The sequence below is a fragment of the Hymenobacter segetis genome (assembly GCF_054776495.1).
Genome location: NZ_BAAHBV010000001.1, coordinates 1,103,691 through 1,120,200 on the forward strand (window position 1 = coordinate 1,103,691; position 16,510 = coordinate 1,120,200).

General features: G+C 61.4%; 13 protein-coding genes. 2 read left to right on the plus strand and 11 right to left on the minus strand.

Going from position 1 to position 16,510, the window contains the following annotated elements; all coding sequences use genetic code 11:
* Positions 1 to 33: 33 nt before the first annotated feature.
* The 11 genes from ACYU70_RS04805 to ACYU70_RS04855 form a co-directional block, all read right to left on the minus strand.
* Positions 34 to 750 (minus strand): phenylalanine-4-hydroxylase, encoded by a 717-nt coding sequence (locus ACYU70_RS04805; RefSeq protein ID WP_342296385.1) that lies wholly within the window; start codon positions 748 to 750, stop codon positions 34 to 36.
* 261 nt (positions 751 to 1,011) lie between these two features.
* The gene (gene aroF / locus ACYU70_RS04810; protein WP_342296386.1) at positions 1,012 to 2,016 is read right to left on the minus strand and encodes a 3-deoxy-7-phosphoheptulonate synthase; all 1,005 of its coding nucleotides are present in this window, start codon (positions 2,014 to 2,016) and stop codon (positions 1,012 to 1,014) included.
* 77 nt (positions 2,017 to 2,093) lie between these two features.
* Complete coding sequence (trpA, locus tag ACYU70_RS04815; RefSeq protein WP_342296387.1) at positions 2,094 to 2,873, minus strand: tryptophan synthase subunit alpha; 780 nt, start codon at positions 2,871 to 2,873, stop codon at positions 2,094 to 2,096.
* A gap of 26 nt (positions 2,874 to 2,899) precedes the next feature.
* A complete protein-coding gene (trpB, locus tag ACYU70_RS04820; RefSeq protein ID WP_342296388.1) occupies positions 2,900 to 4,102 on the minus strand; it encodes a tryptophan synthase subunit beta in 1,203 nt (400 codons plus the stop codon).
* A complete protein-coding gene (locus tag ACYU70_RS04825; RefSeq protein WP_342296389.1) occupies positions 4,099 to 4,803 on the minus strand; it encodes a phosphoribosylanthranilate isomerase in 705 nt (234 codons plus the stop codon). The genes trpB and ACYU70_RS04825 overlap by 4 nt, the downstream gene beginning before the upstream one ends.
* Positions 4,804 to 4,842: 39 nt before the next feature.
* On the minus strand, positions 4,843 to 5,670 hold the full coding sequence (trpC, locus tag ACYU70_RS04830; RefSeq protein WP_342296390.1) for an indole-3-glycerol phosphate synthase TrpC: 828 nt from the start codon (positions 5,668 to 5,670) through the stop codon (positions 4,843 to 4,845).
* A 50-nt stretch (positions 5,671 to 5,720) separates the two neighbouring features.
* The gene (trpD, locus tag ACYU70_RS04835; RefSeq protein WP_342296391.1) at positions 5,721 to 6,716 is read right to left on the minus strand and encodes an anthranilate phosphoribosyltransferase; all 996 of its coding nucleotides are present in this window, start codon (positions 6,714 to 6,716) and stop codon (positions 5,721 to 5,723) included.
* 136 nt (positions 6,717 to 6,852) lie between these two features.
* Positions 6,853 to 7,422 (minus strand): anthranilate synthase component II, encoded by a 570-nt coding sequence (locus ACYU70_RS04840; protein ID WP_342296392.1) that lies wholly within the window; start codon positions 7,420 to 7,422, stop codon positions 6,853 to 6,855.
* 15 nt (positions 7,423 to 7,437) lie between these two features.
* Positions 7,438 to 8,865 carry an anthranilate synthase component I family protein gene (locus tag ACYU70_RS04845; protein WP_342296393.1) on the minus strand — a complete coding sequence of 476 codons (1,428 nt, stop codon included), beginning with the start codon at positions 8,863 to 8,865 and terminating at the stop codon, positions 7,438 to 7,440.
* 312 nt (positions 8,866 to 9,177) lie between these two features.
* Positions 9,178 to 10,395, minus strand: a complete 1,218-nt coding sequence (locus ACYU70_RS04850) for an alpha/beta hydrolase-fold protein (protein ID WP_342296394.1) — start codon at positions 10,393 to 10,395, stop codon at positions 9,178 to 9,180.
* Positions 10,396 to 10,398: 3 nt separating this feature from the next.
* Positions 10,399 to 11,100 (minus strand): hypothetical protein, encoded by a 702-nt coding sequence (locus ACYU70_RS04855; protein ID WP_342296395.1) that lies wholly within the window; start codon positions 11,098 to 11,100, stop codon positions 10,399 to 10,401.
* 643 nt (positions 11,101 to 11,743) lie between these two features.
* On the opposite strand from ACYU70_RS04855, the gene ACYU70_RS04860 reads away from it, so the two are divergent.
* Complete coding sequence (locus tag ACYU70_RS04860) at positions 11,744 to 14,746, plus strand: SusC/RagA family TonB-linked outer membrane protein (protein ID WP_342296396.1); 3,003 nt, start codon at positions 11,744 to 11,746, stop codon at positions 14,744 to 14,746.
* A 12-nt stretch (positions 14,747 to 14,758) separates the two neighbouring features.
* Positions 14,759 to 16,504 (plus strand): RagB/SusD family nutrient uptake outer membrane protein, encoded by a 1,746-nt coding sequence (locus ACYU70_RS04865; RefSeq protein WP_342296397.1) that lies wholly within the window; start codon positions 14,759 to 14,761, stop codon positions 16,502 to 16,504.
* The last annotated feature ends 6 nt before the right edge of the window (positions 16,505 to 16,510 follow it).

The window sequence follows — 16,510 nt, forward strand, 5'->3', positions numbered from 1 at the left end:
GTGCATAGCGCCATGCCTTCGCCATCAGCGACCTTAGCCCAAGGCCAACATGCCAGCCAGTTCGGCCACGCATTCGGTGAGCTGGTCCCAGGCGGGCAACATGAAATACTGATTTTGGTAGCGGGCCCCGGTCACGGGCGTGCGCAATACGGTGGCCAGGTCGAAAGCCGGACGCGGGGTCAACTCGTTCACGCAGTGATGTATTTCGCCGGCCGATGACAGCAGGCCCGCCCCGTAGAGGTGCGGCTTGCCATCGTACTGCACCATGCCAAATTCGGCCGTGAAGAAGTACAGCGCCCATAGCTGCTCCCGCGCCGGCGAGCCCGCCGGCTGGGCCACGTAGGCCTGCCCCAGCTCGTGCAGGAAGTTGGCCAGGCCCTCATCAAGCAGCATGGGCACGTGCCCAAACAGGTCGTGGAACAAGTCCGGCTCGGGGCTGAAATCGAACGCCTGCATGGACCGGATACGGGTCACAATCGGAAACTTGCGCTCGGCCAGCAGGGCGAAAAACGCGGCCGGCTCAAACGGGCGGCCCACCGGGGCCAGCTGCCAGCCAGTTTCGGCCTCCACCGTCGCACTCAGCTCCCGAATGTCGGGGATGGATTCGCGCCGAAAGCCCAGCCGGGTCAATCCTTCCCAAAACGCCGGCACAGCCCGCCGGTGCAGCAGCGCAGTCTGGCGGTCAAACAGCATCTTCCAGATGAGCTGGTCCTGGCTGGTGGCGGCGGCGGGGTTGGACTTGGTAAACATAGCGTAACGAAAAAGGTAAGCGTGGTTAAAACGGGGCGAAAAAAAAGCCCGATATCCTGGCGGATTCGGGCTTTTGAAGGTTTCTAGAGAAAGTCGGGTTTCATGCCTCGTCTTCCGGTAGCGCCAATCGCAGCCCGTACGCTCCCTGTTTGGGGGCGGTCATTAGGGTGTTAATGCAATTGACGAATTGGTGGCGCATGAGTGAGACGAATTTAGGAACCGATTTCGGGAATGCAAGCATTTCCCCACATTAATTTTTCTTTATTCAAGTTCCTGCCGCAGCTGGTACACGCGCCGCAGGTTGCGAATAAGGCGGGCCGACTCATCAAAATCCAGCGTCTGGGCTCCGTCCGAAGCGGCGGTTTCGGGCGTTTCGTGGGTTTCGTACACGATACCGTCGGCCCCAGCCATCACGCCGGCCAGCGCCATCGTGGGTACGTACTCGCGGATGCCGATGCCGTGCGAAGGGTCCACAATCACGGGCAGGTGGCTCTTGGCTTTCAGGATGGGTACTGCGTTCAAGTCCAAGGTATTGCGGCTAGCGGTTTCAAAGGTCCGAATGCCGCGCTCACAGAGAATCAGCTTCTCATTACCGCCCGAAAACACGTACTCAGCCGAGGAAAGCAATTCCTCAATTGAACCCGAGATACCTCGCTTCAGCAGCACCGGCTTGTCCACGCCACCCAGGGCATCGAGCAGGTTGAAATTCTGGGTGTTGCGCGCGCCGACCTGGAACACGTCCACAAAATCGTGCATCTCCTCCACCTGCGACACCTGCATCACTTCGGTCACGATTTTGAGGCCGCGCGCCCGGGCCATGCGGTGGAAGTCGCGCAGCCCCTCCAGCCCCAGCCCGCGAAAGGCGTAGGGCGACGAGCGGGGCTTAAACACGCCACCGCGCATCAGGCGCACGCCGTTGGCTACGAGGTGGTCCATCACCTTTTCCATCTGGGCTTCGCTCTCGATGCTGCACGGCCCAGCGCAGATGGCCAGCGAGTTACCACCGATGGTCACGCCGTCGCCGAGGTCGAGCACGGTGGGCTTCACGCGCCACTTACGGCTCACGAGCTTGTAGTCGTCGCTCACGCGGTGCACGTCGCGCACGCCCGGCAGCTGGCCGATAGTGCGGATATCAAAGTCCTTTTTGCCGATGGCTACCAAGTAGTGGGCGTGCTGGGTGGTGACTTCGGTGGCCTTGTAGCCCTGCTGCTTCAGGTGCTCGGTGATGGTGGCTACTGAGGCAGATTTTTCTAATTGGATTATCACGGAATGAATGAGTTAACTCAAGAACGTCATACTGCGGCTGCGCTCAGCATGACGTTCTTGAGATTGAATGAAATTGCTTATGCCTGCTTTATGACCCGCACGAAACGCCCAGCAGCAGCCGGCGCATCATCCACATCCTCCAAGGCACGGATGAGGGCCGAGCCGATAATGGCACCCTCGGCGTGCTGGCAGGCACGGTCGAAACCGGCTTTATCAGCAATGCCGAAGCCGATGAGGCGGGGATTGCGCAGCTTCAGGGCGGCGATGCGCTCAAAGTATTGCTCCTGCACGACAGCATCGGGCAACGTAGTGCCGCCGGTGGTGCCGGGGCCGGACACGAGGTACAGGAAGGCTTCGGAGAGATTGTCGAGGCGACGGATACGCTCTTCTGAGGTTTGCGGGGTGATGAGGAATACGGCTTTCAGACCGTATTTCTTGAAGGTTTCCTGATAGAACTCTTCATACTCCGCGAGCGGCAGGTCGGGCAAAATGAGGCCATCGATGCCCACGGCGGCGGCCTGGCGGCAAAATTCCTCCACCCCGAACTGCATCACTGGGTTGAGGTAGCCCATGAGCAGCACCGGCGTTTCGGGCACGGCAGCGCGCAGGCCTTTCAGCTGCTCGAACAGCACGGGCAGGTTCATGCCATTGGCCAGGGCCACACTGCTACTGCCTTGGATGATGGGTCCATCGGCCAGCGGGTCGGAAAAGGGCATGCCGATTTCGAGGATGTCGGCCCCGGCTTCCACCAAGGCTTTAGCTAGCGGGATAGTATCGTGCAGGCTGGGGTAGCCGGCGGTGAAGTAGGTATTGAGCAGGTTGGTTTTGCTCGCGAAGGCGTGTTTGATGCGGTCCATATAATATAGCGTTGGGGAGCCGCAGGCTACACCAGCTTGTCCATGTTTTTGAGGTAGGTTTCCAAATCCTTGTCGCCACGGCCGGAGAGGTTTACCACCACCACGTCATCCGGCCCAGCCCCGATTTGTCCGAGAGCGGCCAATGCGTGGGCCGTCTCCAAGGCGGGGATGATGCCTTCGAGGCGGCTCAGTTCGGCCACAGCCGTTAGAGCTTCGTCATCGGTGATGGCAATGAACTCGGAGCGGCCCACCTCGCCCAGATAGGCGTGCAGCGGGCCAATACCGGGGTAATCAAGTCCCGCGCTCAGCGAGTATGGCTCGGTAATCTGGCCGTGCTCGTCCTGCATCAGCAAGGTTTTGCTGCCGTGGATGATGCCCGGCGTACCCAGCACCGACGTGGCCGCCGAATGGCCGGAATGGATGCCGTGCCCGGCAGCTTCCACCGCAATCAGGCGAACATCCGGCTCATCCAGAAAGTGGTAGAATGCCCCAGCCGCGTTGGAGCCACCGCCCACGCAGGCCACCACGAAATCGGGCAGCTCGGAGCCGGTTTTTTCCAGCAGTTGCTTGCGCATCTCCTCGCTGATAACGGCTTGCAGGCGCGCCACCAAATCGGGGTACGGGTGCGGGCCGACGACGGAGCCGATGATATAGTGAGTATCAACGGGGTTGGCAATCCAGTCGCGAATGGCTTCGTTGGTGGCATCTTTCAGGGTCTGGCTGCCGCTTTCGGCGCGGCGAACTTCGGCCCCGAGCAGGCGCATCCGGGCCACGTTGGGGGCCTGGCGCTCCATGTCGATGGCCCCCATGTACACCACGCAGGGCAGGCCCATCAGGGCGCAGACGGTGGCGGTGGCCACACCGTGCTGCCCGGCCCCGGTTTCGGCGATGATGCGCGTTTTGCCCAGCCGCTGGGCTAACAGAATCTGCCCCACGGTGTTGTTGATTTTGTGGGCACCGGTGTGGCAGAGGTCTTCGCGCTTGAGGAAAATCCGGGTGTTGTACTTGGCCGACAGGCGCTTGGCTTCAAACAGTGGCGTGGGCCGGCCTACGTAGTCGCGCAGCAGGCCTTGCAGTTCGGCCTGGAATGCCGGGTCGGCCATGATTTCCAGATACTGCGTGCGCAGCTCCTCCACGTTGGGGTAGAGCATTTCGGGCACGAAAGCGCCGCCGAACTGGCCGTAGTAGCCGCGGGCAGTGGGCTGTTGGTAAGAGGTAGTGGGAGTCATATCGATGGTGCGCCGGGGCGCAATTGAGTGAGCATTTGGGCCAGGCGGGCGGCATCTTTCACGCCCGGCGCGGTTTCAAAACAACTGTTCAAATCGACGCCGGCCAGGCAGGGCAAGCGCAGGGCCGCCAACTCGGCAGCGTGTTCCAGCCCCAAGCCGCCGGCCAGGAAATAGGGTACGGGCAGATTGTAGGATTGCAGCAGATTCCAGTTGAACGTGGTACCGTTGCCGCCGGGTACGGCCCCTTTGGTATCGAAGAGGAAGTAGTCGCAATACGGCACGTAAGGCAGCAGGGCATCAAAATCAACCTTCTCCCCTACCGAAAACGCTTTCATCACCAGCAGGCCGCCTTCGTTCAATTCCTCGCACTGGGCGGGCGTTTCCTGGCCGTGCAGCTGCACGGCGGCGAGGCTGAAGCGGTGGGCCGTGGCGAAGATATTTTCGGTGGTTTCGTTCACGAACACACCCACTTTCCAGATAGCTGGCGGCAGGGCACGCACCAGTTCCGGAGCCAGTACGTCGCCCACAAAGCGCGGTGATTTCGGCGCGAAAATGAACCCCAGAAAGTCCGGCCCCAGCGCGGCGACTTTGGCCAGCGCCGCCGCGTCGCGCATACCGCACACCTTCACCAGCAGCCGCGATGGGGTAGCGGCCGGAGTTGATGGCACAGCTGCGCCGGGTACGCCAGCGGCGAGCGCCAAAGCAGACAGGTTTGGGCGGGGCATTTTCATTTCCGGCAGCTAGGCAACGGCAGATTCGGTTTTCGGCAGAGCTGCGATTTCCTGCACCAGCGCGGCGCAGGCACGCTCGGGGCGGGCGTGGCGCATGAACGCCTCGCCCAGCAGGAAGCCCCGATAACCGACTTCGCGCAGCTGGCCAATGGCCTGAGCCGTTGAGATACCGCTTTCCGACACCTTCACAAATTCCTGCGGAATGGCTTCGGCCAGCGCCATCGACGTATCGAGGCTCAGGCTGAAATCGTGCAGGTTGCGGTTGTTTACGCCGATGAGGTTGACGGCGTCGGCGTTGGCGGAGCGGGCCAGTTCTTCGCCGTCGTGCACTTCGAGCAGCACTTCGAGGCCCAGCGAACGGGCCAGGCGGCCCAATGAGTCGACTTCGGCGGGCGTGAGGACGGCCGCAATCAGCAGCACAGCATCGGCTCCTATGCTTTTGGCTTCGAGAATCTGGTACTCGTCCACCACAAAATCCTTGCGCAGGATGGGGCAGAAATTGAAGCGCCGCGCCGTGGTCAGGTCCTCGTTTTTACCGCCAAAAAACTCGGCGTCGGTGAGGATGGACAGCGCCGCCGCGCCGGCCTGCATGTAGCCAAGCGTGGTGCGCTCTACGGGCGCATACTGGTTTATCCAACCCTTGGAGGGCGACTTGCGCTTGAACTCAGCAATGAGGCCGCTGCCGCCTTCGCGCAGCAGGTATTTGCGCAATGACAGCGGCTGCGAGTTGAAGTAAAGGCTAGTTTCGAGCAGCTTCACGGGCACCAGCTCGCGGCGGCTGGCTACTTCCTTGCGCTTGTGGGCGACGATGGTATCGAGAATGGTGGATTGGGACATGACTTGGAAAACAGCAGCGCGCAGGATTTGCTTCGCGCCATATAGAAAATTTATTGGGTGGCCAGCATGGTTTCAAACGCCCGCCGGGCCGCGCCCGAGTCCAGCGACTCGCGGCTGAGGGCCAGGGCCTCGGCCCAGCTCAGGCCGGGGCGGGCGCATTGCAGGGCCAGGGCGGCGTTGGCGGTAGTTACGTTGCGCTGGGCGGCGGTGCCATGGCCATCGAGGACCTGCTTGAACAGCTCGGCGGCGGCGGCCACGGTGCTGCCACCGGCCAGGTCTTCGGCGGTGCAGGTGGGCAGGCTCAGGGTATCGGCGGTCAGCATCCGCTCGCCTTCGAAGGAGGAAACTACTTTGGCCGGGCCGGTGAGGGCCAGCTCGTCGTAGCCATCCAGCGCATGCACCACAGCGTAGCGAGTGCCGGTGGGCTGCATGAGGTAGTGGTAGAGACGTTGCAGTTCGAGGCTGAACACACCCAGCAGCTGGGCGGCCGGCCGGGCCGGATTCACCAGCGGGCCGAGGATGTTGAAGAAGGTGCGCAGGCCCAGCTCGCGCCGGATGGGCCCGGCATGGCGCATGGCCGGATGGAAGGCGGGCGCGTGTAGAAAGCAGATGCCCGCCTGGTCGAGCTGTCGCCGCAATTGGTCGGAGCTGGCTTCGAAATTGTACCCAAAATGCGCCAGCACATTGGACGCCCCCGACACCGACGACACGCCAAAGTTGCCGTGCTTGGCCACCAGCGTGCCCGCCCCGGCCACGATAAAACAGGCCAGCGTGGAGATGTTAATCGTGTTTTTGCCGTCGCCGCCCGTACCCACGATGTCCACGACTTCGTGCGTGCCCAGTTCCGGGTCGCGGCTAAGGTCGAGCAGCGCCTGGCGGAAGCCGGCCAGCTCGGCCACCGTGATGGGCCGCATGCGGTACACGGCCAGGAAGGCCGCCGTTTCGGCCGGGTTGGCTCCGCCCTCGCCCAGTTGGCGCATGGCGGCGTGGGCCTCTGCGTGTGTGAGGGGCTGGTGGTCGAAAAGCTTGGTGAGAATCTGTTTCAAGGGATTTTTCTTTTCAGAACGTCATGCTGAGCGCAGCCGAAGCATCTCTACCGCTTCGTTGCAGCAGTTAGTTAGTAATGGAGGTAGAGATGCTTCGGCTGCGCTCAGCATGACGACCTTTTAATATTCTGACGGCCTAGCTCAGCCAGTTTTCCAGCATCTGCGCGCCGTGCTCGGTGAGGATGCTTTCGGGATGAAACTGCACGCCGCGCACGTCATATTCGCGGTGGCGGAAGGCCAGCACCTCGCCGTGGGCGTCGCGGGCCGTTACTTCCAGCGTCGCGGGCATCGACTTGGGCCGCACCGCCCAAGAGTGGTAGCGCCCCACTTGGAACCGCTCGGGCAAACCCGCGAAGAGGCGTTCGTCAGATACGGTTACTTCAGCTTCATTAGCCACGCCGTGCAGTACGGCCGGGATGTTGTAGAGCTCCGCGCCGAAGCTTTCGGCCAGGCCCTGGTGGCCCAGGCACACGCCCAGGATGCGCTTGGTGGGCGCATATTTTTCAATGATGGCCGGCATCAAGCCCGCTTCGGTTGGAATGCCGGGGCCGGGCGAGAGCAGGATGGCATCGTAAGCATCTACGGCTTCGAGGGTGAGCTGGTCGTTGCGCGTCACCGTCAGGTTGGGGCCGTGGCCGAGCTCACGCAGCAGGTGCACCAGGTTGTAGGTGAAGGAATCGTAGTTATCAAGAACGAGGATTTTCATGGCGATAGGCTGGAATTATTTTACGTCTTCGGCGGCCCGCAACGCCGCGCGCAAGGCCCCCAGCTTGTGGTGCACCTCCTCCAGCTCCGACTGTACTTTGGAGGCCGCCACCACGCCCGCGCCGGCCTGGAAATACAGCTGGTTGCCGGTGCTCAGAAACGAGCGAATCATAATGGCGTGGTTGAAACTGCCATCGAAACCCAGGTGGCCCAAGCAGCCGCCGTAGTAGCCGCGGGCAGTAGGCTCCAGTCCGTCAATCAGTTGAATAGCGCGGAACTTGGGCGCGCCGGAAAGCGTGCCGGCTGGGAAGGTATCGGCCACCACCTGCAGCGTGTCGGTGTTTTCGGCCAGTTCGGCCGTTACCTTACTTACGAGGTGGATGACGTGGGAGTAGAACTGAATTTCGCGCAGCGTGCGAACCTCCACTTTGGTGCCGTGGCGGGCCAGGTCGTTGCGGGCCAGGTCCACCAGCATCACGTGCTCGGCGTTTTCCTTGGGGTCAGCGGCCAGGCGCTGGGCGGCGGCGGCATCGGCAGCGTCGTCGCCGGTGCGGCGGTAGGTGCCCGCGATGGGAAACAGCGTGGCTTCGCGGCCCTGCACCAGCACCTGCGCCTCGGGCGAGGAGCCGAAGATTTTGTAGTCGCCGTAGTCGAAGTAAAAGAGGTAGGGCGACGGGTTGATGGACCGCAACGCCCGGTACACGTTGAACTCATCGCCCGAGAAGCCCTGCTGGAACCGGCGCGAAAGCACAATTTGGAACACATCGCCGCGCAGGCAGTGGGCCTGGCCCTGCGTGAGGCGGGCCAGGAATTCCTCGTCCGTCTGATTGGTCTGCTCCTCGCCTACCGTGGCGAAGCCGAAGTTGGGCACGCTGGGGTGGCGCACCAGGTTTTCGAGGCGGTCGAGACCGTCGGTTTCGGCCAGGGTCTCGCCGGCTACGCCGTGCTCGAACAGGTGCAGTTCCTGGCGGAAGTGGTTGAAGGCAATGACGTAACGGTACACGCCGTAGCGAATGAGCGGAATGTCGCCGGCCGGCACCTTATCAGGGCTTAGCTGCACGTCCTCAAAACTCTGCACGGCCTCGTAGCCCATGTAGCCAAACAGGCCGGTGCTAATGAAGGGCAGCTTCTCAGCCGAAGCATCGGGCGTGCCGGCAGCGGCAAAATCACGCAGCCGGGCCAGTGCTTCGCGGGGGTGGGCCAGTGTTTCGCTGGTTTCAGGGGCACCGGGCAGCAGCTGGCGTAACACGCCGCCGCGCCGCAGCTCAAACGTGGCCAGCGGCTCGCACACCAGGTAGCTGAAGGCATTTTGCTGGCCGTGATAGTCGGCGCTTTCCAGCAGCAGGCAGTTGGCGTACTGGTCGCGCAGGCGCAGAAACAGGCCCACGGGCGTCACGGTATCGGCGAGCAGGCGGCGGGAGCGGGTGAAGAGTTGGTAAGGCACGAGGATGAAAAAGGAAGCAGCAAAAACGAAAAAAGCCCGGCGTATGGGCCGGGCTTTTTGTGATTGCAGGGTAAAATCAGGTTGACTTCACGAGGCGCACAGGCAGGCCGGTCCGATGTTTCGGAGCTGCCACCACCAAGCCTGAGAAATACGAGTCGAGTTCATATTAAAAAAGACGCTTCGACTGAAACGCGTTGCAAAGATAAGGCTGCATTTTTGAGATTAACACAATCACTAGCAAAATTCCATACGAAACCCGCAATGACATGGTTCTGTTTTCACCAATATTCAAATCAGTGCGAAGCCCCGATTCTACTTCCGCTTGGCCCCCGAGGTGCTGGTTTTCACCGCCGAACCAAACAGAAACTGGTAGGCCGCCGGGAATTCCCGCCGCCAGAACCATTCCCGATGCTCCCCATCGGCAGGGGCCGAAAATGCCAGGTTGGCGGCCGGTACGCCTTCGGACCGCAACTCATCGCGCCATTGCGCCATCAGTGGCAGCATAGTTTCCGATTCCTTGGTGCCGCACACAAAGTAGAAGCGCGCCGTGCGCGCCGCCGGGTGGGTTTTGGCATAGGCCCGCAGCGAATCGTTGCACACCCAGAAGGCTGGCGAAAACGCCCCTACTTCGCCAAAAACCTTCGGGTATTTCAGCGCGGCGTACACCGAAATCAACCCGCCCAGGCTGGAACCGGCGATGCCGGTATGCGTCGCCTCGGGCCGGGTGCGGTAGTGCGCATCTACGTAGGGCTTGAGCGTGAGGGCCAGAAAATCGACGTAGGCGCTGCCCTGTCCGCCTTTATGCGGCTGGTCCTTGAGCTCGGCGCTGGCCCAGGGAATGTACTCATCGGAGCGGAACTGGTCGCCATTGTCCACGGCCACCACGATGCTGCCGGTGGCATCCTGGCCGGCCTTGCGCAGGCGGTCGAGGGTTTCGTCGACGCCCCACTCGCCGCCGAAACTCGTGGCGTCGTCGAACACATTCTGGCCATCGTGCAGGTAGAGCACGGGGTAGCGCCGGGCGGGTTTCGCCGCGTAGTCGGCGGGCAGGTAGAGCCAGACGCGCCGCTGCCGGCCCAGCTGCGGCATGGCGAAGGAGGTGGACAGTATGCGCACCTGCGGCGACGCAGTGTGCTTTTTAGCAGCGTCGCTCTGGGCGTTCCAAGCCAGCACCTGGTTGGTGATTTCGCGGGTCGTGGTCAGGTCAGCTTTGCGGTTGGCAATCTGGTCGTTTTTGCCGTCCACTTCCACCGTGGGCCAGCTGCCACGGGTAAACTTATACTCGATGGTGCCCAGGCTGGGCGGCAGGCTGATTTGGTAGGTGCCGTCGGCCTGCTTCTGCAAGGCGTAGGCGCGGCTGTGCGGGTTCCAATTGTTGAAAGAGCCCGCCACGAAGAGCGTGTCTTGGGTCGGTGTGGTGGCCGGCACTTGGGTTAGTTTCAGGATGGCTTGGGCGCTGGCGGTGCTGCACGCCAAGTCCAGGGTGCTGGCCAGCAGCGCCGTGCGTTTCAAAAGCAGTAGTTGGTTCATTGGTTATCGTATGGTTTCGCCGCTGCCGGCACCCCGCTCCGAGGCTTCCGTTTTGCGCAGGGTGTACACGGCCCGCACAGAGTCGATGCCCGGCAGACCGTTGGCCTGGAAATCGAGCAAGGCCCCCTTCTTCTGCGGGCCCTTCACGAAGTGCCGGTATTCTTCGGCCGATTCGCGCACCACGTACAGGATTCCCGGCGACGGCACCTTCAGGCGAGAGAAAAAGCTGCGGCCATCGCCGGCGGGGCGGCGCGTGGTTTCGGCCACGGCACTGGTGCCCAGCAGCCGGTACTTGGCCACGTCGGCCCCCGGCGGGGTCAGGTTGCCCAGGCCGTCCACAAACACTTCGCGGCGGGACATGAGGTGCTCCAGGTCCAGGGTTTTGAGCAGGGTCAGGTTTTCCTCCGACATGATGAGCTGCTGCACCGTTTTGCCGGGGGCGGGCTCTTCGTAATACACCAGCACCGGCTTTTTCAGCTTCAGCTTGCTCACCACCAGGGGCGGCGGCGCATCCTCGTTGTCGGTGGCGCGCTGGGTGGTAATGGGCGTGTATACCGGCGGCGGCTTCACCACTCCCCGGGCACTGGGCGCGGGCTTGCCCGCGCTCTTGGGGGCGGGCTTGTGGGAGCCAGGCCGAGACTGGGCCACGGCCCCGGTCACCGTACCGGCCAGTAGCAACGCGAGTAATGGTAGGTGCTTTTTCATTTTCTGAGGAAAAGCCAAAAGTAGCGAGGAGAATATGGCCCGGCAAGGCAATTACTGCGCCAGCTGAGGGAAAACAGTGCCATTATGAGCCGGAACGTACCGGAATACGCTACTGGCAACGATGATTAACCACAGGTAGCCGAACGGACTTCGTGGCTTTACCCGTCCGCCCGACAATCGATTTTGGGGATGCGGCAGGCCTGGGCAAAGGAAAGCACCAGGCCGCCGCAAACCGTCCGAATGAGTAGCTACACACCCCGGATGAGTAGCTACACACCCAAAAAAATCGCCGCTTTTAAACTTATTTTTTCCTGAAAAACCTCAAAAAAAGTCACTTTTGGAAGCAATGTGCGCCCCAACTCCGAATCGTTTGCATTGCGCACCCTGTAGCACCGCCCGCCAACACGTCAGTTATACATCTGTTAAACAGTGCTTAATAAATTAAATCAATATCATTTTCAAATTATTTACCACTTAAATATCGGTCAAAAAAGCCCGATTTTGAGCAAACGTTTTTTCGCTTTTATGAAGTCCCGTGATTTTTAAAAAAACGCCTTTAAACCTCCTGTAACGCAAGTTTTTGGTAACTTGCAGCCCCAATCTTTAAAAATTTCCCACCATCAACACATTTAAGAAGTTTCCCATGAGACACCCTTATTTAGCGAAGCTCCTGTTTCTGCTATTGTTAGCGGGCTTTGGCTTCCTCCCTTCGGCGGCCTTTGCTCAGTCGACCGGCTCGGTTAGCGGCCGCGTCACCGACAGCAAAAACGAAGGCATTCCCGGTGCTACGGTCCTCATCGAGGGCACTTCACTGGGCAGCTCCTCGAACGTAGACGGCACCTACAGCATTCAGAACGTGCCCGCCGGTCCGCACACGGTTGTGATTTCGTTTGTGGGCTACAACGCTGTTCGCGTTCCCGTGACGGTAGTGGCAGGCCAGAATGCGGACGCATCCGCAGGCTTGAAGGAGAACACCACCCAACTGGCCGAGGCCGTGGTGGTGGGCTACGGCACCCAGCGTCGGCAGGACATCACCGGTGCCGTAACGGCCATTGACTCGAAGCAGTTTGTGCAGGGCCAGGTGACCAACCCCGAGCAGCTGATTCAGGGCAAAGTGGCCGGCGTGAGCATCTCGACGGCTGGCGGTGCGCCGGGCGCGGGCACTACGGTACGTATTCGCGGCAACTCGTCGCTGAATGCCAACAGCGACCCGCTCTACGTAATCGACGGCGTGGCCGTGGACAAAGAAGGCATCAACGGCGCTTCGAACCCGCTGACGCTGATTAACCCGAACGATATCGAAAACGTGACCGTGCTGAAAGATGCTTCGGCAACGGCCATCTACGGCAACCGGGCAGCCGGCGGGGTTATCCTCATCACCACGAAGCGTGGCTTGGTGGGCGAGAAAATCCACGTTGAGTTGAATTCCCAGGCGTCCATCTCGACCGTAGCCCGTCGCTACGACGTGTTCTCGGCCGACGAGTTCCGCGAAGTAGTGAAGGCCAACAGCACCTTGTCGTCGCAGGTTGCGACGCTGGGCACGGCCAACACCGATTGGCAGAAGGAGATTTTCCGGACGGCGAAGGCTTTCGACAACACCGTCAGCCTGCGCGGCGCGGTGGGCAAAGTGCCGTTCCGGGTTTCTTACGGTAACCTCAACCAGCAGGGCCTCGTCATCACCAACAAGCTGGTGCGGAACACAGGCTCGGTGAGCCTCAACCCCACGCTGCTCGACAACCACCTGCGCATTGATATCAACGCCAAGGGTTCCGTGATTGATAACCGCTTTGCTGACTACGGCCAGATTGCCAACGCCGCGTTTTACGACCCGACGCAGCCCGTTACCTCCACCGACCCCATCTACGCCCCCTACGGCGGCTACTACCAGTTCCTGAACGGGGCCAACCCGCTGGGCCAGGCCCCGGGCAACCCCGTAGCGGCGCTCAACTACCGCAACGACATCAGCACGGTGAAGCGCCTCATCGGCAACGTGCAGTTCGACTACAAGATTCACGGCATCGAAGGCCTGCGCGCCAACCTGAACCTGGGCGTGGACCTGGCCCGGAGCCGGGGCAGCATCTCGGTGGCTCCCACCGATTTCGGCACCCACAACAACGACCAGCCCAACGTACCGGGCCTGAACGGCTCCTACGTGCCATCGTCGCAGGACAAGAACATGAAGCTGCTGGAAGCCTACCTGGCGTATGAGCGGCAGTTCGGCGGCACGCGATTCACGATTCAGGCGGGCCACGCCTACCAGTCGTTTGAGAATCAGGGCCTGAACTTCCTGACGACCCGCTCCGACCAGACGACGCTGTTCAAGCCGGGCGAAATCCTGACCTTGCCAGCTTACTACAACAAGTACGTGCTGCTCTCGTTCTTCGGCCGGGCTACGCTGAACGTGAAAGACAAATACCTGCTGACGGCCACGGTGCGGAATGACAACACGTCGCGTTTCACCGCCGGCAACCGCAGCGGCACATTCCCCGCGCTGGGCCTGGCCTGGCGCATCAAGGGCGAGGACTTCCTGAAGGATAACAACAGCATCTCGGAGCTGAAGCTGCGCGTGGGCTACGGCCGCACGGGCCAGCAGGACATTGGCGGCGCTTACGATGCCATTGCCCGCTACCAGATTGGCAGCTCGACCACCCAGTACCCCATTGGGCCGATTGGCACTACGACCGGCATCACCGCCGCGCCGCTGGGCTACAACCAGTTCCTGACCTGGGAAACCACCAACACCTACAACGCCGGCTTGGACCTGGGCTTCCTCGACAACCGCGTTGGCCTGACCGTGGATGTGTACCAGCGCACGGCTACCGACCTGCTGGCCAACGTGGCAGTACCCGCCGGCTCGAACAACAACAACCAGCTGAACCGCAACATCGGCTCGCTGCGCAACCGCGGTGTTGAAGTCGCCTTGAACTACAACGTGATTCGCACCACCGACGTGAACTGGTCGGTGAACCTTAACGGGGCTTATAATGTGAACAAAATCACGGACTTGGGCACGCAGCTGGAAGGCTTTGCCGGCTACCGCTTCGGCAACCCGGGCGTGGGCACCGGCAACTACATCCAAATCAACTCGGTAGGCTACCAGAGCAACTCGTTCTACGTGCGCAAGCAGGTGTACGATGCCAACGGCCAGCCCATCGAAGGCCTGTTCGCCAACAACGGTGCTTACTATCAGTACAAGCAGCCGGCTCCGCTGGTCACGATGGGCTTCACCTCGAACCTGTCGTACCGCAAAGCCAGCCTGGGTGTTACCCTGCGCAGCAACATCGGCAACTACGTGTACAACGCCAACACGGCCAGCGGTGCCAACTTCTCCGGTGCCAACACTTCGACCGGTTTCGTGAGCAACCTGTCGCCGGATGTACTGGTGACGCGCTTCAGCACCAACAAGCCGTTTGACTCGGATTACTACGTGCAGAACGCCTCGTTCCTGCGTTGCGAAAACATCGTTCTGGGCTACAACGTGGGCAAGATATTTGGCGAAACCACGCTCCGCCTGTCGGGCAGCGTGCAGAACGCCTTCCTGGTGACGCGCTACAAAGGCGTTGACCCGGAAATCACCGATGGCATCGACCGGAACTTTTATCCGCGTGCCCGCACCTATACGTTTGGCTTGGCCCTTGGCTTTTAATCCTCCCTTCTCATGAAAAACGTTTTATTTCGGGGGCTAACCACTCTCACCCTGGGCACTGCCCTCGCCAGCCTGAGCGCCTCGTGCACCAAGGACCTGGACCAGAATCCCAAATACGAACTGACGCCTGACCGCCAGTACACCAGCCAGGCCGGCTATTACCAGGTCATGGCGAAGCTCTACGCCGGCTTTGCCGTGTCGGGCCAGGGCGACCCGGACTCCGGCTCGTCCAGCGACATCAGCGGCATCGACGCCGGCACGGGCAACTACCTGCGCCAGTACTGGAGCGCTCAGGAGCTCTCGACCGACGAAGCCGTGGTGGCTTGGAATGACCCGGGCATCCAGGACTGGCACAACATGAACTGGAACGCCAGCAACCTGCTCATCAACGGCCTGTACAACCGACTCTATTACGAGATTTCCATCTGCAACGAGTTCCTGCGGGAGTCGACGGATGAAAAGCTCAGCGCCCGCGGCATCACCGGCGATGCCGCTGCTGCGGTACGTGCTTACCGGGCCGATGCCCGCTTCCTGCGCGCCGTGACTTACTACCACGTAATTGACTTGTTTGGCAACGGGCCGAAAGCCACCGAAACGACGGTAGTAAACACCGGCGACACGCCGCCCTACGCCACCCGCAAGGACCTGTTCAACTTCGTTGAAGCCGAGCTGCTGGACTGCGGCAATACCCTGCCCAAGCCCAAGGCCAACCAGTACGGCCGGGTAGACCAAGCTGCGGCCTGGGGTTTCCTGGCGCGTCTGTACATCAACGCCGAAGTGTATACCGGCGATTTGCCGACGGCAAACACCACGCACGGCAACGGCGTGGCACGCTGGGCCGATGCGGCCAAGTACGCCAAGCAGGCTATTGATGCCGGCTACAACCTGGCCAACACGCCCAACGCCACTGCGTCGGCCTACGGCCGCCTCTTCCTGGCTGACAACAACACCGGGCCGGCTACGCAGGAAATCATCTGGCCGATTATCTACGACGTGAACACCACGCGCAGCTACGGCGGCACCACCTTCCTCATCAACGGCTCGACCAGCCCGACCACGGCTCCGTGGCAGAAGCTGGTGGGCCAGAGCACGGGCTGGGGCGGCCTGCGCGGCACGAGCGCCCTGGTCGACCAGTTCGCCAAAGCCGGCGGCGATACGACCCGCGATTCGCGCGGTCGTTTCTGGATAACTCCTCCCCGCCGGCCTTACCAGCCCAAACTGACCGATACCGCCAAAGTGCGCCAGTACCTGCGCATCACGAACCTGAGCGATTTCACCCGCGGTCCGGGCGTGCTGAAGTTCCGCAACGTTAACTCGGCCGGCGCGGCCCAGGGCGGTGCCCAGAATTTCTCGAGCGTGGATTACCCCATGCTGCGCGCAGCCGACCTGATGCTCATCTACGCCGAAGCAGTAGTGCGCGGCGGCGGCGACCAAACCACTGCCATGACCTACGTGAACAACATCCGCCGGCGTGCCTACGGCGACAACAGCGCCGACGTAAGTTGGGCCACCATCTCGCAACTCACCGGCGGCCAGCCCGAGTTCCTGCTCGACGAGCGCAGCCGGGAGCTGTTCTGGGAAGGCGTGCGCCGCACCGACCTCATCCGCTTCCGCCGCTTTGTGGAGAACACCTACGTGTGGCCCTGGAAGGGTGGCGTGGCCAACGGAACCGGCGTACCAGGCTTCCGCGAGCTGTATCCCCTGCCCACTTCCGATTTGACGGTTAATCCCAACCTGAAGCAAAACGCGGGTTACTAAAACTTT

Excerpts from the sequence above, each read along its gene's own strand:
- ACYU70_RS04805 (WP_342296385.1), bottom strand. The coding sequence starts at position 750 with ATGTTTACCAAGTCCAACCCCGCCGCCGCCACCAGCCAGGACCAGCTC.
- trpA (WP_342296387.1), bottom strand. The coding sequence starts at position 2,873 with ATGGACCGCATCAAACACGCCTTCGCGAGCAAAACCAACCTGCTCAAT.
- trpB (WP_342296388.1), bottom strand. The coding sequence starts at position 4,102 with ATGACTCCCACTACCTCTTACCAACAGCCCACTGCCCGCGGCTACTAC.
- trpC (WP_342296390.1), bottom strand. The coding sequence starts at position 5,670 with ATGTCCCAATCCACCATTCTCGATACCATCGTCGCCCACAAGCGCAAG.
- ACYU70_RS04840 (WP_342296392.1), bottom strand. The coding sequence starts at position 7,422 with ATGAAAATCCTCGTTCTTGATAACTACGATTCCTTCACCTACAACCTG.
- ACYU70_RS04850 (WP_342296394.1), bottom strand. The coding sequence starts at position 10,395 with ATGAACCAACTACTGCTTTTGAAACGCACGGCGCTGCTGGCCAGCACC.
- ACYU70_RS04855 (WP_342296395.1), bottom strand. The coding sequence starts at position 11,100 with ATGAAAAAGCACCTACCATTACTCGCGTTGCTACTGGCCGGTACGGTG.
- ACYU70_RS04860 (WP_342296396.1), top strand. The coding sequence starts at position 11,744 with ATGAGACACCCTTATTTAGCGAAGCTCCTGTTTCTGCTATTGTTAGCG.
- ACYU70_RS04865 (WP_342296397.1), top strand. The coding sequence starts at position 14,759 with ATGAAAAACGTTTTATTTCGGGGGCTAACCACTCTCACCCTGGGCACT.